Genomic DNA, 24,024 nt, shown 5'->3' with positions numbered 1-24,024 from the left:
GGGAAGACCCCCGCGTCTTCTGGGGGAGGGGGGCTTTTCGGCTCCCCCCCCCCCCCGTAGTGAGAGGGAGGGGGGGGGGGGGGGGGGGGGACCCCCCCCCCCCCCCCCCCCCCCCCCGGACCCCGTGCGGCGGCGCCGGGGGGACGTCTCGATGCCGTGGCGAACGCCGGCCGCCGCGGCACTAGAGTGCCGGGATGAGCATGACGCCCCCTCCCGGCTGGTACCGCGACCCGTCGTACCCGCTCGTCGAGCGCTGGTGGGACGGAACCGCGTGGACCGACCACCGGCGTCAGCCCGAAGCTCCCCAACAGCCCCTGATACCGGCCCCGTCGACCGGCGGCTCCGGCTCCGGCCGGGCCAAGGCCGTCGCGCTCGTGACGGCCGCCGTCGTCCTCGTGGCCGCGATCGTCACCGGCGGCGTACTGCTGCGCGACGACGGCGGCGGTGACGAGGCCGCGACACGGACCACGCCCGCGACCACGTCGCCCACGGCTTCCGACGACGCTTCGCCGTCCCCGTCGGGCCCTTCGCCGTCGGCCGGTGACCCGTCCGTCGTCGTCGACGAACTCGACGGCATCACCTTCCCGGTCCTCGACGGCTGGGCCAAACCGCAGTACGTCGCCGACCACGACACGGTGCTGACGACCCCGCGGACCTACGACTGCCCGGGCGACCCCGGTCTGTGCCGGCACGGCCGGGTCGACGTCCGTACCGCGACGGCCACCGACGAGACCTCGCCGAAGGCCCTCGCCGAGGGGGACATCGAGGACGCCGCCGACAGCGCGTACGGCCACGACCTCGTCGGCAGCAGGCCCTTCCGCGGCATCACCTCCCACCGGCTGGTGAAGTCCGGCTCGGTCGCCGTCGCGGGACGCGCTGGGTATCTCGTGCGCTGGAAGGTCAAGACCGGTGTGGGGCCGGGGGGTTACGTCGAGTCGCTGGCGTTTCCGTCCAGCGTGGGCACGCAGTCCCTGGTCATCGTCCGGTTCGCCGTCGACGTCGGCGCCGACGCCCCGCCGGTGTCCGACATCGACCGGATCACGGAGGGCATCCGCTCGGTGGGCCAGAAGGACGCGGGCGGCGGTGTGGGCAGCAGCATCGGACCGTCCCGGTGACCGGCGCCCGCCCGGCCGGGTGACGGGCGTCTCCGGTCCGGGCGGGGGCGACCCGGCACACCGCGCCGGCGGCGCGATGCCGCCGGTCGGACGCGTGTGATCGGCGTGGGGATCAGAGGAAGGTGTGGCCCTCGCCGCGGTAGGTCGGGACGGAGGCCGTGACCGTGTCGCCCTCCACCAGGTGCAGCGTGTCGAACCGCTCGCACAGCTCACCGGCCTTCGCGTGCCGGAACCACACCTTGTCGCCGATGAGCAGATCGTCCGCCGGGGCGCCGAGCAGCGGGGTCTGCACCTCGCCGGGGCCCTCCTGGGGGTCGTACGACAGTCCCTCGGGCAGATACGGGACGGGCAGCCGGTCCGGGCCCGCGGCACCGGACGCGGGGTAGCCGCCGCCCAGCACGGTCACCACGCCCACGCCCGGCCGCCGCACCACGGGCTGGGCGAACAGCGCCGCCGGGCGCCCGGTGAAGGACGTGTAGTTGTCGAAGAGCCTCGGCACGTACAGACCCGAACCCGCCGCGATCTCGGTGACCGCGTCCTCGGCGGCCGTGTGCTGGACGCTGCCGGTGCCGCCGCCGTTGACGAATTCGAGGTCCGGCTCCACGGCCCGGACCGCCCGCACGACCTCCGCGCGCCGCTGGGCGAGCTCCTTGCGGGCGGTGGCCTGCATCAGCCGCACGGCACGCGAGCGCAGCGGCCGTCCCGAGACCGCGTCGCCGACACCGGCGATGTGACCCTCGTACGCCATGATCCCCACCAGCTTGAACCCCGGGGCACGCTTGACGGCACGGGCCATCTCGGCCACCTGGGCGGGGGAGTACAGCGGCGAACGCAGCGCCCCGACCCGGACCCGGCCGCCGAACAGCTTGAGCGAGGTGTCCAGCTCCAGACAGACCCGCACGACCTCGGTGCCGCCCTCGCGTGCCTCGTCGATGAGACGGAGCTGCGCCGGATCGTCGACCATGACCGTCACCGCGGCGGCGAGCTTGGGGTCGGAGGTCAGCTCGGCGTAGCCCTTGCGGTCGGCCGACGGATAGGCCAGCAGGACGTCGTCGAAACCGGACCTGGCCAGCCACAGCGACTCGGCGAGCGTGAACGACATGAGCCCCGCGAAACCGTCGCGTTCCAGGACGCGTTCCAACAGGGTGCGGCAGCGCACCGACTTGCTGGCGACCCGGATCGGCTTCCCGCCGGCCCTGCGGAGCAGATCGTCCGCGTTCGCGTCGAAGGCCTCCAGGTCCACGATGGCGACGGGGGCGTCGAGGTGAGCGGTGGCCCGGTCGTAGCGGGCCCTGTCGGAGGCACGGGCAGTCATGGACGAAGACTGCCAGACTCCATTACCGCAGGGTAGGGGGACGTTCCGGGCAGATGCCCCGGGGCCTCGGACTGGTTCCCGCCCGGGGCGCGTCAACCCGTAGAGTGACGCGGACGCAGGGAGGAACGACCCTGCCCCGGTGGGCCCTGCCCGGGGTGACGGTCTTCCGGCGCGGGTATGCGTGCCCGTGGCGACCTCTCGCGCGACACGAAACGGCTCGCCGAGCTACGGGGCGTCCGACAGCCCGGTACGAGGAAACGGGGGGTGCATGAGTACGGAAGCGCGGCGCGCCTCGAATCCCCCGCGTCCCTCCACCTCACCGGCCGCTGCCCCCGGGACTCCGCCGCCCCCGGTGAACCCGCCGGCCGCTCAGGCTCCGGCCCACCCCTCGGTCCCGGTTCCGCCGAAGCCCGTCCGCTCGCCCGGTCCCGACCTGTCGGCCGGGGAGGACTGGTCCGCCGAGGAAGCCGCGCCCGGCACCCAGGGTCCCCCCACCGGATCCGGGCAGGCCGCGTCCGGCCCCGCTCCGTCGGTCCCGCCGCGCCCCGCGAGCCCGCCCCGCGACGCGGCTCCGTCGGTGCCGCCCCAGCCCGTACGGCCCCCGGCCGCGCCGGAACGGTCCGCCGCACCTGAATCACCGGCGCCGAGGCCCACCTCGCTGGTCCGCCCGAGGGCCGCCTCGACGAATGGCTCCGGCCCCGCCTCGTCCGGCGGCCAGGCGCCCACCGGCGCGACCGGCGCTCCGGGGCGGGCCGCGCCCCGTACGCCCGCCGCTTCCGCCGCACCCGGCGCCCCGGGTTCCACCGCTCCCGGGGCTCCGGAGTCCGTCTCACCCGGCAGCCCGTGGTCGACCGCACCGGGATCCGAGGAGCGACCGTCGTCTCCGACCGGCACTCCGGGTTCCGGTGGGCCTCGCCCTGTGTCGTCCGGCACGCCGGGATCCGAGGAGCGACGGTCGTCTTCGACCGGTACTTCGGGTTCCGGTGGGCCTCGCCCTGTGTCGTCCGGCACGCCGGGATCCGAGGATCGACCGTCGTCTCCGACCGGCCCCTCAGGCTCCGCTGCGCCTCGCTCCGTCTCGTCCGGCACCTCAGGCTCCGCCGCGCCTCGCTCCGTCTCGTCCGATGCGCCGGGATCCGACCCGTGGCGGTCGGCCTCGACCGATACGCCGCGGTCCGACGCGGCGCGGCCCGCTCCGGCCGGTTCGTCGTCCGGTGGGTCGCGCATCCCGGCGGCGTCCAGCGCGCCGCGCCCCGCGTCGGACGGCGCCCCGGAGCGCCCGGCGCCGCCGTCGGTGGCCTCACAGCGCTCAGCGCCGGACGCCGCTTCGCCGGTTTCCGGATCCGCTTCGCGACCCGAGGCCCGGCGTTACCCCCACCTGCGGCCCGAGAGCAGGACGGCCCCGCAGACCCCGCCGCCCCCCGCGGCCTCCGCGCGTTTCCCGGACGCCCCGCCCGCGTCCGCCGCACCGGCACGCCCCGACGGGGCGCCGTACTCCGCGGGCCCCGCGCGCTCCGACGGGCCGCCGCACACCGCGGGCCCCTCGCGGCCCGGCGGAACGCAGCGTCCCGCGCAGCGCCCCGCCCGGCTGTCGCACCCGGTCGCCCCGCAGCGCCCGGCCGAGCCCCCGCGTGCCTTCGAAGCCCCGCGCCCCTCGGAGTCCGCGCCGCCGTCCGAACCCGTGTCCTCCTCGGACCCGACGCGCGCCTTCGGTGCCCCGCGGCCCCCCGGGTCCGCGCACCCGGTCGGGCTTCAGCGCCCCGCCGAGACCGCGCGGCCCTCCGCCCCTTCGCGTCCCTCCGGGCCCCCGCCCTCCACCGATCCCTCACCCGCCTTCGAGCCGTCGGGCCCGTCCGAAGGGGCCGGAGCGGCCGGGCGGGACCTCGGTTTCGGGGAGCGGTTCGGTGAGGTCACACGGGAGACGCGGTCCGGGCGGGACGGGTCCGGCGTGGGCTCCGCGAGTGCGCCTCCGTACATTCCGGCCCCGTCGCCGGCGGCGCCCACCGAGGCCGACCCGGGCGCGCGGCGCCCCTTCGTATCGTTCGCGCAGCCCGAGACGTACCCGGGCGACATCGCTCGGGTGCGTCCGTTCCGGGGTCGGATCCGGCCGGGTGCCGTGACCGCCGCGACCTGCCTCGTGCTCGGACTCGGCCTCATCGGCGGCGCGGTGACCGGCAGTTGGCTCACCGGCGACGACACGGCCGCACCCGGTTCGCCCGGCGCGTTCACGGCGGCCGGGGACCTCTGGCACAGCGTTCCCGTGGACCGGCTCTTCCCGCCGACCGTGCGCGGCGACGGAGCGGGCCCCGGCGGCTCGGACCGTACCTGGACCCGGATCGCCGTCGCCCCCGACACCGGCTGCAAGGACGCCTTCGACCCGCTGCTGCGCCAGGCGCTCGCCCCCGTCGGCTGTCTGCGGCTGCTGCGGGCCACCTACGTGGACGCGACCCGCAGTCATGTCACCACCGTCGGCCTGCTGTTCACCAAGGCGGACGCGGCGGGCATGACCTCCCTGAAGGCCCGTTTCCGCAAGGAGGGCCTGGACCGGCGCACCGACCTGCTGCCCCTCCCGTACGCGGCGAAGGGCACCGCAGCCGAGGGCTTCGGCAAGGCGCAGCGTGCCTCGTGGACCGTGTCCGTCCTGACGGACGCCCCCGTCGTCGTGTACGCGGTCTCCGGATTCGCCGACGGGCGTACGGTCGCCGCCCCGCAGCCCGCCGCCGAGGCGATGAAGCCGGAGGCGACCACGGCCGCGGCCCAGTCGGGCCTCGGTCATGAGGCGCAGGGCCTCGCCGACCGGGTCGAGCGAGGCCTTCGCAAGACCGTCGACTCGTCCTCGGAGAAGCCGTCATGACCCGCGACGACGGCCCCGACGGCCGCATCAGGCAGTCCCGTACGACCGCACCCGCCGCCATGAGCGGACCTGCGGGCACGACCGCATCCGCCGACACGACCGGTCCCTCGGGCATGACCGGATCCGCTGGCATGAGCGCATCCGCCGACGCGAGCGCGGTGACGGTCCCCGGTGACCGCCCCCGGCGTCCGCGCCCGGCCCCGAAGGCCCGCCGACCCCGGTTTTCCCGCAGGTCCGGGGTCCTCACCGCGTTCCTGGCCGCCTCCCTCGCGCTGGTGCCCGCCGCCACCGCGCACGCCGACGGCATACGGGCCCAGCAGTGGGGCCTCGACGCGATGCACACACAGCAGGCGTGGCGCACCACCAAGGGCAAGGGCATCACCGTCGCCGTCCTCGACACCGGCGTCGACGCCCAACACCCGGACCTCAAGGGCAATGTGCTCGGCGACAAGGACATGGTCGGCTTCGGCGCGAGCCGCGGCGACGCGACCTGGGCCCGGCACGGCACCGCCATGGCGGGCATCATCGCCGGGCACGGTCACGGGCCGGGCCGCACCAACGGCGTGATGGGGATCGCCCCCGAGGCGAAGATCCTGCCCGTCCGCGTCATCCTGGAGGACAAGGATCCGGCCCGCTCCAAGGCCCGCAACACCCGTGGCAACGCCCTCGCGGAGGGCATCCGCTGGGCCACCGACCACGGCGCCGACGTCATCAACCTCTCCCTGGGCGACGACTCCAGGTCCGCCCACCCCGAACCCGCCGAGGACGAGGCCGTCCAGTACGCGCTGAAGAAGGGGGTCGCCGTCGTCGCCTCCGCCGGCAACGGCGGGGAGAAGGGCGACCACATCTCGTACCCCGCCGCCTACCCCGGCGTCATCGCGGCGACCGCCGTGGACCGCTACGGAACGCACGCCTCCTTCTCCACCCGCCGCTGGTACGCCACCGTCAGCGCCCCGGGCGTCGACGTGGTCATCGCCGACCCGGACGACCGGTACTACGAGGGCTGGGGCACCAGCGCGGCCTCCGCGTTCGTCTCCGGCGCGGTCGCACTCGTCAAGGCCGCCCACCCGGGCCTGTCCCCGGCGCAGATCAAGCAGTTGCTGGAGGACACGGCCCGCAACGTGCCCTCGGGCGGCCGCGACGACTCACGCGGCTACGGCTTCGTCGACCCGGCCGCGGCCATCAAGGCGGCCGGCCGGATCGACCCGGAAGGCGGCCCGAAGGCGGCGGCGTACGGCCACAAGTACTTCGGCACGGGGCCCGACGCCCCCGCCGACGGCGGCGGTTCGGCCGACTGGGCCGCTCCCCTCGCGGGCGCGCTGGGCCTGGGCCTGCTGGCGGCGGCGGTGTTCCTGTGGCGCGGCCGCAGACCCACGAACCCGTTCGAACGGCCTTAGCGGGAAACGCTGTTCGGCAACCGGCGACCGGCGACCGGCGACCGGCGACCGGTTCGAACGGCCTCAGCGGGAAAGGCCGTTCGGCGACCGGCGACCCGGGAACGCCGCTGGGCGCCTCAGTCCTCGGCCGTGTCCCGGAACGCGGACACCGCCGCCTTCGACACCGCCTCCACCAGCGAAATGCCCTTCGCCTGCGTGGAGTTGCCGTTCGACAGCGCCGCCACCAGGTAGTCGTGGCCGTCGGACGAGATCCGCCCGATGCTGTTGATGTCCCACAGGCCCGTCGTGCTGCGCGCCAGCCACCCGTTCTTCAGCGCCCATCGAGATCCGTCGCCGGCGGCGGACACCCCCCACCGCTGGTCGGTCTCGATCTCGCCCATCAGGCCCTGGAGATAGGACCGCGAGGCCGCGCTCAGTTCGGAATCGTCCCCGAACACCTGCCGCAGCAGGGTCAGTTGATCGCTCGCGGTGGTCTGGGTCAGACCCCACAGCTCGCCGTCGCCGCCCTGGGTGTCCGTCAGGCCGAAGCGCTTGTTCGCGGCGTCCAGGCCGTCGGCCCGGCCGATGGCGGCCCACAGCGCGGTCGCCGAGGCGTTGTCGCTGTTCTCGATCATCGCGGTGGCGTACGTCTTCTCCCGCGCGGTGAGATGCCGGTCCGCTTCCTGCGCCTGGAGCAGCAGCGCGGCCAGGATGTTCACCTTGACGATGCTCGCGGTGTCGAAGGCCGTGTCGCCGTAGGCGGCGCTCTCGCCCGAGCCGACGTCGAGGACGGCGACCGACGTCTTCGCTCCCGCCGCCACCGTCACCGACTCGAGCGCCTTCGCGAGCAGCGCGTCCCGGTCCACGGAGGGCTCCGCCACGGGTTCCACCGACGCCTCCTCGCTCCCGGCCGGCGACGCGGAGGGCGAGGCCGACGCCGCCGACGATACGACGGCGGGGCCGTCGTGCGCCTGTGCCTTCATGTACACGGTCCCTGCGGCCGTGGTGCCGACGAGGACGACCGAAGCCACCGCGGTGTACAGAAGTGGCGTGCGTCGGGAGGGCCGGGCGCGACGCCCGCGTGCTCTTTGACGGTCCATCCGGCGATGCTCGACCGCCGGGCTGTGGCATCCGTTAGACGCGTGTGAAAGACGTGTCAGGGAAAACTGAGAAACTCATGAATCGTGTCGCCCGCGCGTTACAGGGCCCGCACAAGCGCAGCAGCATCCCCCCGATAGGGTCGGGGATCGTGGCGAACAAGAACATTCCCGACCCCGGCTTCCCCGACGACGACGGCTCCGCCGACCCCCGGCTGAGCGCCGCGCTCGCGGCCTGGTCCGCCGACCGCGCCGCCGTACCGCCGGTCCTTGAGGCGCTCACGGGCGCCCGGCTGCTCGTGCCCGTCGTGGCGATGCTCGGCGAGGTCGAGGTGGACGAGAACGGGCTGCGCCGCGAGAAGACCAGTGACATGGCGGTGCCCACGCTCAAGGCCGGGAACCGCACGGCCCTGCCGGCCTTCACCTCGACGGAGGCGCTGGCCCGCTGGGATCCCGAGGCCCGCCCCGTCGCCGTACGCCTGAACCAGGTCCTGGAGGCCGCGGTCCACGAGAAGGCCGACACGATCGTGCTGGACCTGGCCGGGCCCGTGTCCTACGAGCTGACGGGTTCCGCCCTGCTGGCGCTCGCCGAGGGGCGTACGACGGCCGACCCGCTCGCCGATCCCGCCGTGGTCGAGGCGGTACGGGCCGCGGTCGCCGCCGAGCCCCTGGTGGCCCGTGCCCATCTCGGCCCCGGTCCGGCGGACGGCACCCTCGCGCTGGTGCTCGACCCGTCGGCCGCCCCCGCCGAGACCGCTCGCGCGGTGGCCGAGCGCCTCGCGGCCGACGAAACACTCAGGGCCCGCCTGGTGCGCGGTCTCGACCTGGCACTGCTGCCGGCCGAGGCGACGCCTCCGGGCGAGCCCCTGTACGTACGCGGATAGGCACGCGGGCGGGTCCGTGTCCGTACGGAGGTCCGTACGGACACGGGCACGGGTCAGCCGTAGACCGGGCCCGTGTACTTCTCGCCGGGGCCCTGGCCCGGCTCGTCCGGGACGAGGGAGGCCTCGCGGAAGGCGAGCTGGAGGGACTTCAGGCCGTCGCGCAGCGGCGCGGCGTGGAAGGAGCTGATCTCGGTCGCGCTCGCGTCGAGCAGGCCGGCGAGCGCGGTGACCAGCTTGCGCGCCTCGTCCAGGTCCTTGTGCTCGTCGCCCTCCTCGGTGAGACCGAGCTTCACGGCGGCGGCGCTCATCAGGTTCACGGCGACCGTCACGATGACCTCGACCGCGGGGACCTCGGCGATGTCGCGGGTCATGGTGTCGTAGTCGGGGTTCTGGGGAGGGGTGTCACTCATGCCTCACACGATAGGCCCCGGTGCGCGTGCCCCCGTCCACGGGAGCCTTCCGGCCGGTGGGGAGGGGCGCTCCGGTCCCGCGAGCGGCGGTGAGGAGGCCTCCGGTTAGCGCGTACCCGGCAGAACTGCTAACCTTTTGTAACGACCGGCCGGACACGATGTGCCCGGCCCACAAGTGGAGGCTCCGATCTCCCACCTGACCGTCCTCCGGGACGGCGGGTCATCCGGTCAGGCGGCCGCCATCGTTCCGTACGGACGATGGAGTCGCCCGAATGCGCGCCCCGCGGTTGACCGCGGCGGTGCTCCGGTTTCATGGAGCCCCGCCTGTGTCCCGTCCGGGGCATTTTTCATGCCCTGCGGTGGTTGGTCAAAGTGTCATCAGAGACATACGCGGCTGTCCGCCAGACCGCCGTGTGGTGCTACCGAGGAGGATCCATCAGCGCCGAGCCCCGCATCAACGACCGGATTCGCGTTCCCGAAGTGCGACTTGTCGGTCCCAGCGGCGAGCAGGTCGGGATTGTTCCGCTTGCCAAGGCCCTTGAGCTTGCTCAGGAGTACGACCTCGACCTCGTCGAGGTGGCGGCGAACGCCCGTCCGCCCGTCTGCAAGCTCATGGACTACGGCAAGTTCAAGTACGAATCGGCCATGAAGGCCCGTGAGGCGCGCAAGAACCAGGCGCACACGGTCATCAAGGAGATGAAGCTCCGGCCGAAGATCGACCCGCACGACTATGACACGAAGAAGGGTCACGTCGTCCGGTTCCTCAAGCAGGGCGACAAGGTCAAGATCACGATCATGTTCCGTGGTCGCGAGCAGTCCCGGCCGGAGCTCGGCTACCGACTGCTGCAGCGTCTCGCCACGGACGTCGAGGACCTCGGGTTCATCGAGTCGAACCCGAAGCAGGACGGCCGAAACATGATCATGGTTCTCGGTCCGCACAAGAAGAAGACCGAGGCGATGGCCGAGGCCCGTGAGGCCCAGGCCGCCCGCAAGGCGGAAGCGAAGGCCAACCCGGGTCGCTCGCAGAACGCCGCCGAAGAGGTCGACGCCGACGGTGGCGACACCGAGAGCGCGCCCGCCGAGGCCGAGTCGGCCGAGACCCCGGCCGAGGCATCAGCCGAGGCCTGATCCCAGGGCCCCCGCCCCGGGATGTCAATCGATACATATGACGTTCCACCCGTGCCCGGTCCCGCGACCGGGCACCGGAACGCCACTGACGAGGAGAGAACGGCGCTATGCCGAAGAACAAGTCGCACAGCGGTGCCAGCAAGCGCTTCAAGATCACCGGCTCCGGCAAGGTGCTCCGTGAGCGCGCCGGCAAGCGCCACCTGCTCGAGCACAAGTCGTCCCGCGTGACGCGCCGTCTCACCGGCACCGCCGAGATGGCCCCGGGCGACGCCGCGAAGATCAAGAAGCTTCTCGGCAAGTGACGTACCGGCGCCCAGCGCCGTACGTCTGATCCGGGACCCAATCGATTTCGGGCCGTGTGAGTCCAACCACGGCCCCGCTACAAGGAGTTAAAAAGTGGCACGCGTCAAGCGGGCAGTCAACGCCCACAAGAAGCGCCGGGCGATCCTCGAGGCGGCCTCCGGCTACCGCGGTCAGCGTTCGCGCCTGTACCGCAAGGCCAAGGAGCAGGTCACCCACTCGCTGGTCTACAACTACAACGACCGCAAGAAGCGCAAGGGCGACTTCCGTCAGCTGTGGATCCAGCGCATCAACGCTGCGGCCCGCCAGAACGGCATGACGTACAACCGCCTCATCCAGGGTCTGAAGGCCGCCAACATCGAGGTGGACCGCAAGATCCTCGCGGAGCTGGCCGTCAACGACGCCAACGCGTTCGCCGCGCTCGTCGAGGTCGCGCAGAAGGCCCTGCCGTCGGACGTCAACGCGCCGAAGGCCGCGTGACGCTGCGCTGGCATCAGCCGACGTGACTGAAGGACCCGCAGGTCATGCCTGCGGGTCCTTTGCTGCTGACGCCCGCTGCGGCTGTCTGCCCGGGTGCCGGTGCCGGCCGGTGGGGGCTGATCGCTCCCCGAGTTCTCGGCTCCGCTCGAACAGGGGGGACCCCCGTCGCGGCGGAGCCGCAGATCGACAGAGCCCCGCGCCCCCAGGGGTTGCAGTCGTCCCCAGATATCGAAGGTGAACCAGAACATGGCCTCCGCCAGCCCCGAGCTGATCTCGCCCCGCTCTCCCCGTGTCTCCGCCGCGCGGCGGCTGGCCCGGCGGAACTTCCGGGGCAAGGAGCGGCTGTTCCTCGCCGAGGGGCCGCAGGCCGTGCGGGAGGCTGCGGCACACGGCGGTGACACGCTCGTCGAGCTGTTCGCCACCGTGGAGGCCGCCGAGCGGTACGCCGACCTGGTCGCGGAGGCCCGCACCGCTGGAGCCCGGGTCCACCTGGCCGACGAGCAGGTCATCGCGGACATCTCCACCACCGTGACCCCGCAGGGAATCGTCGGCGTGTGCCGGTTCGTCGACACCCCCTTCGAGGAGATCCTCGCCGCCCGCCCGAAACTGGTCGCCGTGCTCGCCCACGTCCGCGACCCCGGGAACGCCGGAACCGTGCTGCGCTGCGCGGACGCCGCGGGCGCCGAGGCCGTCGTCCTCACCGACGCCTCCGTCGACCTCTACAACCCCAAGGCCGTACGCGCCTCCGTCGGATCCCTGTTCCATCTGCCCGTCGCGGTCGGTGTGCCCGTCGAGCAGGCAGTGGCCGGGCTCAAGGACGCCGGCGTCCGCATCCTCGCCGCCGACGGCGCCGGGGAGGACGACCTCGACGACGAACTCGACAAGGGGACCATGGGCGGTCCCACCGCCTGGGTCTTCGGCAACGAGGCCTGGGGGCTTCCGGAGGAGACCCGCGCGCTGGCCGATGCCGTCGTGCGCGTTCCGATCCACGGAAAGGCCGAAAGCCTGAACCTGGCCACGGCCGCGGCCGTATGTCTCTACGCGTCAGCCCGTGCACAGCGCGCCTCCACAGGGTGCCGCTCCGTCACCGGCAGCTAGTAGGGTGACGGGCCCGGGGGCCCTCTGCGCCAGACGAGAGGTGGGGTACGGGGATGAGTGTCGGCACGGGCGGTGCCCAGGGCGCGCTGCGAGCGCGGGACGCGCGCGGCCCTTCCGCGCCCCGGCACGATGACACCGCCGGAGCCGGTCCCGGCCTCGGCATAGACCCGGACGACCTGCCCGACGGGATCGTCGTCGCCGACGAACACGGCCGGGTCGTCTGCTTCAACGCCGCCGCCGCCCGGATCACCGCGGTCCCCGCCGCCGAGGCGCTCGGCCGCCGGCTCGAAGCCGCCCTCCCGCTGGAGGACCTCGAAGGCCGCCGCTGGTGGCAGCTCACGGACCCCTACGGCGGACTCGCCATCCGCAACGGCCAGCCCGAACGGAACCTCCTGCTCCCCGGCGGCCGCGAGATCCTCGTCTCCGCCCGCTACGTGCGCACCCACCCCACCGGACCGGTCCGCAGGGTCGTCGTCTGCCTGCGCGACACCGAGGCCCGCCGCCGCACCGAGCGCAGCCACGCCGAGCTGATCGCCACGGTCGCGCACGAACTGCGTTCGCCGCTCACCTCCGTCAAGGGCTTCACCGCGACCCTGCTCGCGAAATGGGAACGCTTCACCGACGACCAGAAGAAGCTGATGCTGGAGACCGTCGACGCCGACGCGAACCGCGTCACCCGTCTCATCGCCGAGCTCCTCGACATCTCCCGCATCGACTCCGGCCGCCTCGAAGTGCGCCGCCAGCCCGTCGACATCGGCGCCGCCGTCGGCCGGCACATCCAGGCGTACGTGGCCTCGGGCCAGCCCGCCGACCGCTTCCTGCTGCGCATCGAGCAGCCCCTGCCCGCCCTGTGGGCCGACCCCGACAAGATCGACCAGGTGCTCAGCAACCTGATCGAAAATGCGGTGCGCCACGGCGAGGGAACCGTCACCATCGACGTGGCACCCTCCACGTCCCCGCGCGAGCGGCCGGACGAGGAGGGCACGGCGAACGCCGTCACGTCGGTCACCGTGAGCGACGAGGGCACCGGAATCCCGGAGGAGTCCATGAACCGCGTCTTCACCCGCTTCTGGCGGGGCAGCAAGCGCGGCGGCACCGGCCTCGGGCTCTACATCGTCAAGGGCATCGTCGAAGCCCACGGCGGCGGCATCACGGTCGGCCGCGCCCCCGGCGGGGGAGCGGAGTTCCGATTTACGCTGCCCGTGGGCACCCCGGCGTATCTGCTCTAGCGCCGCAGCGGCCCCCACGGGCGCCTCCGCACGGGAACACCGCGAGGACGCCCCGTCCTGGGCGGACCCTCACCCCCGTTAGACTCGACTTTTGGCACCTTTGCGTCCACTCATCTGCGGACGACTTCGTCTCCGAGTCGATGACGGGGACCCTCAGCCAGCCAACCGGAAGCACGGGAAGAGATGTCGGCACCTAATAAGTCGTACGACCCTGTAGAGGTCGAGGCCTTGAAACCGGAAGAGATCGAGCGCATGCGGGACGAGGCGCTCGCCGCCTTCGCCGCCGCCGGTGACCTCGACGCGCTCCAGGAGGCCAAGGTCGCCCACACCGGCGGCACCTCCCCGCTGGCCCTCGCCAACCGCGAGATCGGCGCACTGCCCCCGCAGGCCAAGGCCGCGGCCGGCAAGCTCGTCGGCCAGGCCCGCGGCGCCGTGAACAAGGCCCTGGCCGGCCGCCAGGCCGAACTGGAGGCCGAGCGCGACGCGCGCGTACTGGTCGAGGAGGCGGTCGACGTCACCCTGCCGTACGACCGTGTGCCGTCCGGCGCCCGGCACCCGCTGACCACCATGATGGAGCGGGTCGCGGACGTCTTCGTGTCCATGGGATACGAGGTCGCCGAGGGCCCCGAGGTCGAGGCGGAGTGGTTCAACTTCGACGCCCTGAACTTCGGCCCCGACCACCCGGCCCGCCAGATGCAGGACACCTTCTTCGTCCAGGGCCCCGAGGGCACCCACGGCGACGAGTCCGGTGTCGTGCTGCGCACCCACACCTCGCCGGTGCAGGCCCGCGCCCTGCTCGACCGGGAGCCGCCCGTCTACGTCGTGTGCCCCGGCCGCGTCTACCGCACGGACGAGCTCGACGCCACGCACACCCCGGTCTTCCACCAGATCGAGCTGCTGGCCGTCGACGAGGGCCTGACCATGGCCGACCTCAAGGGCACCCTGGACCACATGGTCCAGTCGCTCTTCGGCTCGGACATGAAGACCCGGCTGCGCCCGAACTACTTCCCCTTCACCGAGCCGTCCGCCGAGATGGACATGCTCTGCTACGTCTGCAAGGGCGAGTCCGTCGGCAACCCCGACCGCCCCTGCCGGACCTGCTCCTCCGAGGGCTGGATCGAGCTCGGCGGCTGCGGCATGGTCAACCCGCGGGTGCTCGTCGCCTGTGGCGTCGACCCGGAGAAGTACAGCGGATTCGCCTTCGGATTCGGCATCGAGCGGATGCTGATGTTCCGTCACAACGTTGAAGACATGCGAGACATGGTCGAGGGTGACGTCCGGTTCACCCGGCCGTTCGGGATGGAGATCTGATGCGGGTCCCGCTTTCTTGGCTGCGGGAGTACGTCGACCTGCCGGCGACGGAGACCGGGCGCGACGTCCAGGCCAAGCTCATTTCGGCAGGCCTCGAGGTCGAGACCGTCGAGCAGCTCGGCGCCGACCTCAAGGGCCCCCTGGTCGTCGGCCAGGTGCTCACCATCGAGGAACTGACGGAGTTCAAGAAGCCCATCCGCTTCTGCACCGTCGACGTCGGCACCGCCAACGGCACCGGTGAGCCCCAGGAGATCGTCTGCGGCGCGCGCAACTTCGCCGTCGGCGACAAGGTCGTCGTGGTCCTGCCCGGCGCCGTCCTGCCCGGCGACTTCGCGATCGCCGCGCGCAAGACGTACGGCAAGACCTCGCACGGCATGATCTGCTCCGGCGACGAGCTGGGCATGGGCGACGACGGCAGCGGCGGCATCATCGTGCTGCCGCCGGAGATGGAGCCCGGCACCGACGCGATCGAGCTGCTCCAGCTCGTCGACGAGGTCCTCGACATCGCGGTCACGCCCGACCGCGGCTACGCCCTGTCGCTGCGCGGGGTGGCCCGTGAGGCCGCCATCGCCTACGGCCTGCCGCTGCGCGACCCCGCGCTGCTCGACGTACCGGCCCCGAACGCGTTCGGCCACCCGGTGCAGATCAGCGACCCGATGGGCTGCGACCGCTTCACCGCGCGCACGGTGACCGGCCTCGACCCCGACGCCCAGTCCCCGATCTGGCTGCGCCGGCGGCTGCAGAAGGCCGGCATGCGCCCGGTCTCGCTCGCCGTCGACGTCACCAACTACGTGATGCTGGAGCTCGGCCAGCCGCTGCACGCCTACGACCGCAGCCGGGTCCAGGGCACGATCGGCGTGCGCCGCGCCGAGCAGGGCGAGAAGCTCACCACGCTCGACGGCGTCAAGCGCACGCTGGACGCCGGCGACCTGGTCATCACCGACGACCGCGGCCCCATCGGCCTCGCGGGCGTCATGGGCGGCGCCCACACCGAGATCGACGACACCGAGGGCACCACCACCGAGGTCGTCATCGAGGCCGCGCACTTCGACCCGATCTCCATCGCGCGCACGGCCCGCCGGCACAAGCTCGCCTCCGAGGCGTCCAAGCGCTTCGAGCGCGGCTCCGACCCCGAGGCCACCTCGGCCGCGGCCCAGCGGACCGTCGACCTCCTCGTGCTCCTCGCCGGCGGCACCGCCGACGCCGGGGTCACCGAGGTCATCGCGCCGTCCGCGCCGCACACCATCACCATCCCGGCGGACCACCCGGACAAGGTGGCCGGTGTCGCGTACGGCCGCGAGACCGTCGTACGCCGCCTCCAGGAGGTCGGCTGCGACGTCTACGGGCAGGACGAGCTGATCGTCACCGTGCCGTCCTGGCGGCCCGACCTGACCGACCCGAACGACCTCGCCGAAGAGGTCATCCGGCTCGAGGGCTACGAGAACCTGCCCTCCACGCTGCCCAAGCCCCCGGCGGGCCTCGGCCTCACCGACCGGCAGCGGCTGCACCGCCGGGCCGGCCGCGCGCTGGCCGGCGCCGGCTACGTCGAGGCGCCGAACTACCCGTTCATCGGCGAGCACGTCTTCGACCAGTTCGGCCTCGCCGACGACGACCCGAAGCGCAAGGTCGTCAAGCTGGTCAACCCGCTCTCCGACGAGGAGCCCGCGCTCCGTACGACGCTGCTGCCGGGCCTGCTCCAGGCCCTGCGCCGCAACGACGGACGCGGCAGCCACGACCTGGCGCTCTTCGAGACCGGTCTGGTCTTCCACCCCCGGGAGGAACTGCGTGTCGCCGGGCGGCTGCCCGTCGACCGCCGTCCCAGCGACGAGGAGATCGCGTCCCTGACCGCCGCGCTTCCCGCCCAGCCCCGGCACGCCGCCGTCGTCCTCGCGGGCGCCCGCGAGCAGGCCGGCTGGTGGGGCAAGGGACGCCCGGCCGACTGGGCCGACGCGATCGAGGCCGCGCGCGTCCTGGCCCGCGAGTCGGGGACCGAACTCCTCGTCCGCTCGGGCCAGTACGGGCCGTGGCACCCGGGCCGCTGCGCCGAGATCGCGGTCGTCCTGGACGGTGCGGAGCAGGTCATCGGGTACGCCGGTGAGCTGCACCCCGGTGTCCTGAAGACGCTGGGCCTGCCCGCGCGCACCTGCGCGATGGAGCTGGACCTGGACGCGCTGGAGCGGGCGAGTTCGGGCCACCCCAAGGGCCCGAAGATCTCGACCTTCCCGGTCGCCACGCAGGACGTCGCCCTGGTCGTCGACAAGAGCGTCCCGCACGCGGACGTCGAGGCGGCCCTGCACGAGGGCGCCGGTGAACTCCTGGAGTCCATCCGGCTGTTCGACGAGTACGAGAGCGCCCAGCTCGGCGAGGACAAGAAGTCCCTCGCCTACGCGCTGCGCTTCCGTGCCGCCGACCGCACGCTGACCGTCGACGAGGCCTCCGCGGCCCGTGACGCGGCGGTCGCGCTCGCCGCGGAGCGCACGGGAGCCGTGCTGCGCGGAGCCTGACGGCTCCACCGGGTACGCCGGGGAACCGGGCACCACGATCGCGGACCGTTCCGCGACCGGGGCGCCCGGTTCCCCGCTCCCGTCTCCGGGGTTCCCCAGGCCCCCTGCGCACGCCTTCCACCGGGCCTCATGCGAGGTTCCCCCGGCTCCTGCCTGCATAAATGCGGGTGTCCGAAGACACCTCACTCATTTGGGTGACATGTCCGGGCGATCCTGCCCGGCCGGGTCGGCGCTCGACAGAATCGGAGCGGTCTCTCCGAGGCCGTCTGCGCCGTCCGTGCCTATTGGGGGGCCAATCGGCATGATCCGTAACAAGGCTGGAGCTCCCCGCAGGGCGACGCTCCGGACGCATTCGCGGAACCCGGCCAGAGCGGTCCTCGGACCGCGTCGTCGCCGTGACCGGCTGAGGGCCGGATTCGACCGGGCGATACGCGGTCGCGGACTCCGCCCCGGGTCCACCCGCGGCGACCGACGGGGCCTCCTCGGCCACCGGGTCCCGCGCACCGCCGACCGGCCGCCACTGCGCCGGGCGGTGAACCTGGGGCTGCCCGCCGTCTGGGGCGCGCTGGCGATCTCGTACAAGATGGCCTGTCCGCTCGCCCAGGAGAACGGACTGGGTTCCCGCGTCGTCACCAGCGCGGTCTTCTTCGCGGTCGGAGCCGGTCTGATGGTCCACGTCAGAAGGGCGCTGCTGCGCGAGCTCCGGCAGATCCGCAGAATCGCGGGAGCCGCGCAGAACGTCCTGCTGCGCCCGCTGCCGCCGCGCGTCGGCGGGCTGGACATCGCCGCGGCCCAGCTCTCCGCGGACCACGGAGCGAGCATCGGCGGCGATCTGTACGAGGCGATCGCCACCGAGCACGGCGTGCGGGTCGTGATGGGGGACGTCCGCGGGCACGGACTGGGGGCCATCGGCACCGTCGCCGCCGTCCTCGGCAGCTTCCGCGAGGCCGCGCACGACGAACCCGAACTCGGCGGCGTCCTCAGAAGACTCGAACGGGCGCTGGCCCGGCACCTGTGCGAGCGGGACCGGGCCGAACACACCCTCCCCGGGCCCGAGTCGGACCGCCACACCACCGAGGAGTTCGTCACCGTCCTGCTCCTGGAGATCCGCCGGGACGGCGAGGTGCACGCCCTCAACTGCGGCCACCCCTGGCCGTATCTGCTGACCCGGGGCCGCGTCCGGCCGTTCGTGCGCGCCGAACCGCTGCCCCCGCTCGGGCCGTTCCCGCTGCCCGCACGCCTGCCGGCCCGGTCCTGCGGCCCGCTCCGCCCCGGCGAGGGGCTCTTCCTGCACACCGACGGCGCCGAGGACGCGCGGGACGCCCGGGGCCGCTTCTTCCCGCTGCTCCCCGCCCTCTCCGCCGCCGTCCGCGACGGGCCCCTCGAACCGCAGGCCGTGCTGCGCGCGGTGTTCACCGGCCTGCTGCGCCACACCGGCGGCAGGCCCGACGACGACGTCGCCCTCCTGGTCCTGCACAACGACCGCCGCCCCGTCGCCCTGAACCACGGCCGTGTCGCCCAGCACGTGCCCCGCTGAGGCGCGTCCGGCCGTCCCCGGGAACGACCGGCCACGGGACCCACTCCCGGACGACCGGAGTCCCGCGGCCGACCCGGCCGGACCGGCTCTGCCGTCCGCCCGGCCACGGAGTGTCGGGCAGGCGGCCGGGCGGACGGCGCGGAGCGGGCCGCCGTACTGTACGAGGGGGAGCCGGCGGCCCGGCCGGCCTCTTGCGAGGCATTTCAGTCAACCGGTGCGAAACTCTCCGCGACAGCGCGCGCACAGCGCGGATACGGGCATTCCCATCACACCCCGTGTGAAAGGGGACGCACTACTCTCTCTGGTGCGGTCGGGAGCGGTCGCCCGGCCGGCGCCGTCGGCAACGAGCCACTCGGGGGGCCTCCCATGCAGCCCAACACTCTGCTCGACGCGATCCTCGACGAGGCGGGCATCTCGCACGCGGGACTCGCGGCCCACGTCAACCAGGCGGGCCGCGCCCGCGGTCTGGCCCTGCGCTACGAACACACCGCCGTGGCCCGCTGGTTGAAGGGCCAGCGACCGCGCGGACAGGTGCCCGACCTGATCTGCGAGGTGCTCGCGGGGCGCCTGCACCGGCCCGTCACCCTGGACGACATCGGCCTCGGGGTCCCCGGCGAGCCCTCCCCCCCGCACGCCGGCTCGCTCTCCGGCTTCGTCGAACGCGCCACCGCCCTGTGGCGCTCCGACGAACAGCAGCGCCCGCACATCCTCGGCGCCCAGGCCGTCACCGGAACCCCCGCCGTCATGCCGGTGTGGGAGTGGGAGAACCCGCCCGAGGACGTGGACGTCTCCCGCGGCGGCCGCCATCAGGTCAGCATGGCCGACATCGACATGCTGCGCGCGGCACGGGCCCACTACGAGCAGATGTACCGCAAGGCCGGGGGCATAGCGACCCGCACCCGGATCGTCGGCTTCCTCAACTCCGAGACCGCGCCCCTGCTGCGCGGCAGCTACACCGACGCCACCGGGCGTCAACTCCACCGTGCGACGGGCGGGTTGGTGGCCATCGCGGGCATCTGCGCCTACGACTCCGACGCGCACGGACTGGCCCAGCGCTACTTCCACCAGGCGCTGCGCCTGGCGAAGGCCAGTGGGGACAGGGGACTTGGCGCCTACGTCATAGCCCTGCTGGTCAACCAGTCCCTGTTCATGCGCGAGTACCGGCAGGCGGTCGCCTTCGCCGAGGCCGCGCTGCGCGCCGCGGGGCGCCACATCACGCCGGCCCTCGCCTCCGACCTCTACGCCATGCAGGCGAAGGCGTACGCGCACCTCGGCGACGGCAGCAGCGCACTGTCCTGCATACGGCGTGCCGAGCAGGCCGCCGAGCGCATCCGGCGCGGTTACGAGCCCGACGAGACCGGCTATGTCCAGCCGGGACTGGTCAACGTACAGGTGGCGGAGGCGCTGCTCAGCCTCGGCGACCTGGTGGCCGCCGCGGAGCACGCCGCGGCCGCCGTCGACAATCCGGCGCACGACCGGGGCCGGGTGCACCGGCTGGCCATGCTCAGCCAGATCGAACTGCGCCAGGGTAACGCCGACAAAGCGGTGGCGACGGCCGTTCAAATGGCCGAACAGGCACGGGGAATGGAGTCCCAGCGGCTGCGCGACAGACTGCGCGCGGTACGCGAACACCTGGTGCGCAGCGGCTGCGCGGGGACGACCGAGGCCGCTGAACTCATCGACGGCGCACTGCGCGTACCGCTGTAGGAAGCGGCCCCGCACACCCCTTCGTTCACCGCCGCCGTGCTGCGTCCCGACCCCAGTGAGCCCTGCTGTCGGGACGCGGCTGCTGCGATATTGCCTTCACTCGGCGGAAGGTGGCAGAACCGTGCAGTGGACGAAACAGAATGAACAAACTGTGTATGAAAACCGCTGGTTCAGCGTCAATCTCGCAGATGTGGAGCTGCCGGACGGGCGGCATCTCGATCACTTCCTGATACGGCTGCGGCCCGTCGCCGTGGCGACGGTGGTGAACGAGGCCAACGAGGTGCTGCTGCTGTGGCGGCACCGCTTCATCACCGACAGCTGGGGATGGGAGCTGCCGGCGGGCGTCGTGGAGGACGGCGAGGACATCGCCGCGGCGGCGGCCCGCGAACTGGAGGAGGAGACCGGGTGGCGGCCGGGACCCCTGCGGCATCTGATGAGTGTCGAGCCCTCCAACGGGCTCACCGACGCCCGGCATCACATCTACTGGGCCGACGAGGGCGCGTACATCGGACACCCCGTGGACGACTTCGAGTCGGACCGTCGGGAGTGGGTTCCCCTCAAACTCGTACCCGACATGGTCGCCCGCGGTGAGGTCCCGGCCGCCAACATGGCGGCCGCGCTGCTGCTCCTGCACCATCTCAGGCTCGGACAGGACGTGTTGCCCTGATCGGCCCCCGGCGTCCCGGGCCCTAGTGGCCGAGAGCCTGCCAGACCGCGACGGCCAGGGCGCCCACGGCCGCGACGACGGCGACGGTGGGCAGTGGCCAGCGGGTGTGTTCGAGCGCGACGATCCGTGTGCTCAGGTCATCGAGATCCTTGGCCGTCTGGTCGTCGCGCTGGGTGAGCAGCGCCAGTCCTCCCTCGATGCGGGTGAACCCCACTTCGAGCGACCGGCGTAACTCCGCGATCTCCTTCGGTGCCGCGGGATGCTCGGGGTCGGCGGTCACGAGTCCGCTCCTTTCCGTGGTCGGCACATCCCTGTGTCTGCGTACGGAAAGTCAACTCGCCCGGTGCACGGGTGGGGAGAGTGTGCGCCGGGCATATGCGAGCCCGGTGCGCACACGGCGTGTGAACGACGCGGGCCCGGCACCCCGAAGGGTGCCGGGCCCGCGCGAACTCCGCGAAGCGGAGCGGGTGTTCAGCCGGTGGTCGGCAGGTCAGCCGTAGGTGTAGAACCCGGAACCGGACTTGCGGCCCAGGCGGCCGGCGTCGACCATGCGCTGGAGCAGCGGGGGAGCGGCGTACAGCGGCTCCTTGTACTCCTCGTACATCGAGTACGCGACCGAGGCCACCGTGTCGAGACCGATCAGGTCGGACAGCTTGAGCGGGCCCATGGGGTGGGCGCAGCCCATCTCCATGCCGTTGTCGATGTCCTCGCGGCTCGCGATCCCCGACTCGAACATCCGGATCGCGGACAGGAGGTACGGGATCAGCAGCGCGTTGACGACGAAGCCCGAGCGGTCCTGGGCGCGGATCGCGTGCTTGCCGAGCGCCTTCTCGGCGAAGAGCTGGGCGCGGCCGATGGTGCCCTCGGAGGTGGTCAGCGCCGGGATCAGCTCCACGAGCTGCTGCACCGGGGCCGGGTTGAAGAAGTGGATGCCGATGACCTGGTCGGGGCGCGAGGTCGCGACGGCCAGCTTCACCAGCGGGATCGAGGAGGTGTTGGAGGCCAGGATCGCGTCCGGCCTGGTCACCACCTGATCCAGCACCTGGAAGATCTCGGTCTTCACCTGCTCGTTCTCGACGACGGCCTCGATCACCAGGTCACGGTCGGCGAACTCGCCGAGGTCCGTGGTGAAGCTCAGCCGGTCCTGGGTGGCCTTGAGCTCGTCGTCGGAGATCTTTCCGCGCTCGGCGGCCTTGGACAGGGAGGAGAAGAGCCGGGTCCGGCCGATCTCCAGGGCTTCGCCGGTGGTCTCGGCGACCTTCACGTCCAGTCCGGCGCGGGCGCACACCTCGGCAATGCCCGCTCCCATCTGGCCGCAGCCCACCACTCCGACGCGTTCGATGTCGGTCACATCGTCCCCTTCGCTGATCCGCACTGCCTGGCAGGTTGTCCGTTGTTCGGTCCCTGCTCCGAACGTGCACGTTACTCCCAAGTATCGATGATCGATCGTCGGGGTGGTGCATGCTGTGTCCCGATACGGAACGTGACCGGACGGATCCGCGACGTAAGGGGTACGGATATGGGGCGACTGCCACGCCGGGCGTTCGCGGCGGCCGCGCTCGCGACACTGTCGGGGATCGGTACGGCGGGGGACGCGGCGGCCGCCCAGGACGCGGCCGCACCGCGGGGGGCGACGGCCCCGGCCGCCATGCGGGGCATGTGGCTCGCGACCGCCTCGAACCGCGACTGGCCCTCCCGCCCCGGCCTGAGCCCCGCGCGCCAGCGCGCCGAGCTGCTGGGCCACCTGGACACGGCGGTGCGCCTGCGTCTGAACACCGTGATCCTCCAGGTCCGGCCCGCCGCCGACGCGCTGTGGCCCTCGCCGTACGAGCCGTGGTCCCGTTACCTGACCGGTGTCCAGGGCGAGGCTCCCGGCTGGGACCCGCTGGGGACCGCGGTGCGCGAGGCCCACGCCCGCGGCCTGGAACTGCACGCCTGGTTCAACCCGTACCGCGTCTCGGGACAGCCCGACCCCCGGAAACTCGCGCCCTCGCACCCCGCGCGGCTCCACCCGGACTGGACCGTGCGCCACGGCGGGAAGCTCTACTACAACCCCGGACTGCCCGCGGTCCGCACCTTCGTCCGGACCGCGATGCTCGACGCGGTGCGCCGGTACCCCGTCGACGGAGTGCACTGGGACGACTACTTCTATCCGTACCCGGTGCGGGGCGAGCGCTTCGACGACGACGCGGCGTACGCCGGCCACGGGGCGGGCTTCCCGGACAGGGCGTCCTGGCGGCGGCACAACGTCGACCTGCTGGTGCGGGAGATGGCCGAGGGTATCAGGAAGCTCCGGCCCGGGGTCCGCTTCGGCATCAGCCCCTTCGGCGTCTGGCGGAACGCCTCGACCGACCCGCTCGGCTCACCGACCCGGGCCGGCATCGAGACGTACGACGACCTGTACGCCGACACCAGGAAATGGGTCGCGCGGCGCTGGATCGACTACATCTGCCCCCAGCTCTACTGGAACATCGGCTTCGCCGCCGCCGACTACGCGAAGCTGCTGCCCTGGTGGGCGCAGGTGACCCGCGGCACGGGCGTCCACCTCTACGCGGGCGAGGCGCTGTACAAGGCGGGCGACCCGGCGCAGCCCGCGGCCTGGCAGGACCCGGCCGAACTCTCCCGCCATCTCACCCTGGCCCGCCGTCACGCCGAGGTGCGCGGGCATGTCTTCTTCTCGGCCTCGGAGGCGGCCGCGGACCGGATCGGCGCGATGGCACGGGTCGTCGCCGACCACTACCGGCAGCCGGCGAAAGCCCCGCGCTGAGCGTGCGCCGGCCTCCCGGCGCCCGCCCGGATCGTCCTACCGCGGCGGCATCTCACGGTGGCGGATCTCGGAGTCCGGGCCCGGCGAGCACACCGCCTCGTGACCGTCCTCGAACCGCACGCGGTAGGGGGGAGAGCCTTCCGCTCCCATGACCTCGGTGATCTCCGCGACCTTGTCGTGCTGTCCGACGGTCCGGCCGTGCTGCACGAGCTTGTCGCCTTTGGTTGCGTGCATCTGAACGGTCT

22 protein-coding genes are annotated in these 24,024 nt (G+C 72.8%); 15 read left to right on the top strand and 7 right to left on the bottom strand.

What is annotated here, in order from left to right; all coding sequences use genetic code 11:
- The first annotated feature begins 194 nt into the window (after positions 1 to 194).
- Entirely contained in the window at positions 195 to 1,115 is a 921-nt protein-coding gene (locus tag ACZ4TO_RS33670) for a DUF2510 domain-containing protein (protein WP_468026202.1), read from the top strand.
- 112 nt (positions 1,116 to 1,227) lie between these two features.
- On the opposite strand, the gene ACZ4TO_RS33665 is transcribed toward ACZ4TO_RS33670, so the two are convergent.
- Positions 1,228 to 2,430, bottom strand: a complete 1,203-nt coding sequence (locus ACZ4TO_RS33665; protein WP_385042538.1) for an amino acid deaminase/aldolase — start codon at positions 2,428 to 2,430, stop codon at positions 1,228 to 1,230.
- A 369-nt stretch (positions 2,431 to 2,799) separates the two neighbouring features.
- Positions 2,800 to 3,324 carry a hypothetical protein gene (locus ACZ4TO_RS33660; RefSeq protein WP_468026201.1) on the bottom strand — a complete coding sequence of 175 codons (525 nt, stop codon included), beginning with the start codon at positions 3,322 to 3,324 and terminating at the stop codon, positions 2,800 to 2,802.
- A 1,222-nt stretch (positions 3,325 to 4,546) separates the two neighbouring features.
- Between ACZ4TO_RS33660 and ACZ4TO_RS33655 the strand changes: the two genes are divergently transcribed.
- Positions 4,547 to 5,284, top strand: a complete 738-nt coding sequence (locus ACZ4TO_RS33655) for a hypothetical protein (RefSeq protein WP_382789071.1) — start codon at positions 4,547 to 4,549, stop codon at positions 5,282 to 5,284.
- Between the two features lie 131 nt (positions 5,285 to 5,415).
- Positions 5,416 to 6,681: a type VII secretion-associated serine protease mycosin gene (mycP, locus tag ACZ4TO_RS33650; protein ID WP_468026285.1), complete on the top strand. Its 1,266-nt coding sequence runs from the start codon at positions 5,416 to 5,418 to the stop codon at positions 6,679 to 6,681.
- 116 nt (positions 6,682 to 6,797) lie between these two features.
- Here the strand turns inward: mycP and ACZ4TO_RS33645 are convergent, their stop codons facing one another.
- Positions 6,798 to 7,760, bottom strand: coding sequence for a serine hydrolase (locus ACZ4TO_RS33645; RefSeq protein WP_468026200.1), 963 nt, complete (start codon positions 7,758 to 7,760; stop codon positions 6,798 to 6,800).
- Positions 7,761 to 7,909: 149 nt separating this feature from the next.
- On the opposite strand from ACZ4TO_RS33645, the gene ACZ4TO_RS33640 reads away from it, so the two are divergent.
- Complete coding sequence (locus ACZ4TO_RS33640; protein WP_382789066.1) at positions 7,910 to 8,641, top strand: SseB family protein; 732 nt, start codon at positions 7,910 to 7,912, stop codon at positions 8,639 to 8,641.
- A 53-nt stretch (positions 8,642 to 8,694) separates the two neighbouring features.
- Here ACZ4TO_RS33640 and ACZ4TO_RS33635 read toward each other — a convergent pair whose 3' ends face one another.
- Positions 8,695 to 9,051, bottom strand: a complete 357-nt coding sequence (locus tag ACZ4TO_RS33635) for a DUF1844 domain-containing protein (RefSeq protein ID WP_151468384.1) — start codon at positions 9,049 to 9,051, stop codon at positions 8,695 to 8,697.
- 411 nt (positions 9,052 to 9,462) lie between these two features.
- On the opposite strand from ACZ4TO_RS33635, the gene infC reads away from it, so the two are divergent.
- The 10 genes from infC to ACZ4TO_RS33585 all read left to right on the top strand — a co-directional run bounded on the left by infC (position 9,463) and on the right by ACZ4TO_RS33585 (position 21,012).
- A complete protein-coding gene (infC, locus tag ACZ4TO_RS33630; protein WP_382789603.1) occupies positions 9,463 to 10,179 on the top strand; it encodes a translation initiation factor IF-3 in 717 nt (238 codons plus the stop codon).
- Positions 10,180 to 10,286: 107 nt separating this feature from the next.
- Positions 10,287 to 10,481 (top strand): 50S ribosomal protein L35, encoded by a 195-nt coding sequence (rpmI, locus tag ACZ4TO_RS33625; protein ID WP_006374321.1) that lies wholly within the window; start codon positions 10,287 to 10,289, stop codon positions 10,479 to 10,481.
- 94 nt (positions 10,482 to 10,575) lie between these two features.
- Positions 10,576 to 10,959: a 50S ribosomal protein L20 gene (rplT, locus tag ACZ4TO_RS33620; RefSeq protein ID WP_003970214.1), complete on the top strand. Its 384-nt coding sequence runs from the start codon at positions 10,576 to 10,578 to the stop codon at positions 10,957 to 10,959.
- A 246-nt stretch (positions 10,960 to 11,205) separates the two neighbouring features.
- Positions 11,206 to 12,057 (top strand): TrmH family RNA methyltransferase, encoded by an 852-nt coding sequence (locus ACZ4TO_RS33615; protein WP_382789062.1) that lies wholly within the window; start codon positions 11,206 to 11,208, stop codon positions 12,055 to 12,057.
- Positions 12,058 to 12,110: 53 nt separating this feature from the next.
- Entirely contained in the window at positions 12,111 to 13,286 is a 1,176-nt protein-coding gene (locus ACZ4TO_RS33610) for a sensor histidine kinase (protein ID WP_382789059.1), read from the top strand.
- A gap of 183 nt (positions 13,287 to 13,469) precedes the next feature.
- The gene (pheS, locus tag ACZ4TO_RS33605; RefSeq protein ID WP_382789057.1) at positions 13,470 to 14,597 is read left to right on the top strand and encodes a phenylalanine--tRNA ligase subunit alpha; all 1,128 of its coding nucleotides are present in this window, start codon (positions 13,470 to 13,472) and stop codon (positions 14,595 to 14,597) included.
- Positions 14,597 to 17,101 carry a phenylalanine--tRNA ligase subunit beta gene (gene pheT / locus ACZ4TO_RS33600; RefSeq protein WP_468026199.1) on the top strand — a complete coding sequence of 835 codons (2,505 nt, stop codon included), beginning with the start codon at positions 14,597 to 14,599 and terminating at the stop codon, positions 17,099 to 17,101. Before pheS ends, pheT begins: the two co-directional genes overlap by 1 nt.
- A gap of 538 nt (positions 17,102 to 17,639) precedes the next feature.
- Positions 17,640 to 18,638 (top strand): PP2C family protein-serine/threonine phosphatase, encoded by a 999-nt coding sequence (locus ACZ4TO_RS33595; RefSeq protein WP_468026284.1) that lies wholly within the window; start codon positions 17,640 to 17,642, stop codon positions 18,636 to 18,638.
- A gap of 366 nt (positions 18,639 to 19,004) precedes the next feature.
- Positions 19,005 to 20,345, top strand: coding sequence for a transcriptional regulator (locus ACZ4TO_RS33590; protein WP_468026198.1), 1,341 nt, complete (start codon positions 19,005 to 19,007; stop codon positions 20,343 to 20,345).
- A gap of 121 nt (positions 20,346 to 20,466) precedes the next feature.
- Positions 20,467 to 21,012 (top strand): NUDIX domain-containing protein, encoded by a 546-nt coding sequence (locus ACZ4TO_RS33585; protein WP_382789048.1) that lies wholly within the window; start codon positions 20,467 to 20,469, stop codon positions 21,010 to 21,012.
- Between the two features lie 22 nt (positions 21,013 to 21,034).
- Here the strand turns inward: ACZ4TO_RS33585 and ACZ4TO_RS33580 are convergent, their stop codons facing one another.
- Positions 21,035 to 21,292, bottom strand: a complete 258-nt coding sequence (locus tag ACZ4TO_RS33580; protein ID WP_103547884.1) for a hypothetical protein — start codon at positions 21,290 to 21,292, stop codon at positions 21,035 to 21,037.
- 210 nt (positions 21,293 to 21,502) lie between these two features.
- On the bottom strand, positions 21,503 to 22,363 hold the full coding sequence (locus ACZ4TO_RS33575) for a 3-hydroxybutyryl-CoA dehydrogenase (RefSeq protein WP_382789045.1): 861 nt from the start codon (positions 22,361 to 22,363) through the stop codon (positions 21,503 to 21,505).
- Between the two features lie 168 nt (positions 22,364 to 22,531).
- Between ACZ4TO_RS33575 and ACZ4TO_RS33570 the strand changes: the two genes are divergently transcribed.
- Positions 22,532 to 23,779, top strand: coding sequence for a glycoside hydrolase family 10-like protein (locus tag ACZ4TO_RS33570; protein ID WP_468026197.1), 1,248 nt, complete (start codon positions 22,532 to 22,534; stop codon positions 23,777 to 23,779).
- Positions 23,780 to 23,815: 36 nt separating this feature from the next.
- Here the strand turns inward: ACZ4TO_RS33570 and ACZ4TO_RS33565 are convergent, their stop codons facing one another.
- Positions 23,816 to 24,013 (bottom strand): DUF1918 domain-containing protein, encoded by a 198-nt coding sequence (locus ACZ4TO_RS33565; RefSeq protein ID WP_339128264.1) that lies wholly within the window; start codon positions 24,011 to 24,013, stop codon positions 23,816 to 23,818.
- Between the last annotated feature and the right edge of the window lie 11 nt (positions 24,014 to 24,024).

The organism is Streptomyces sp. NPDC028298, from assembly GCF_055565895.1.
The sequence above is the reverse complement of the archived record's forward strand: the minus strand, read 5'-3'. Positions and strand labels throughout refer to the sequence as shown.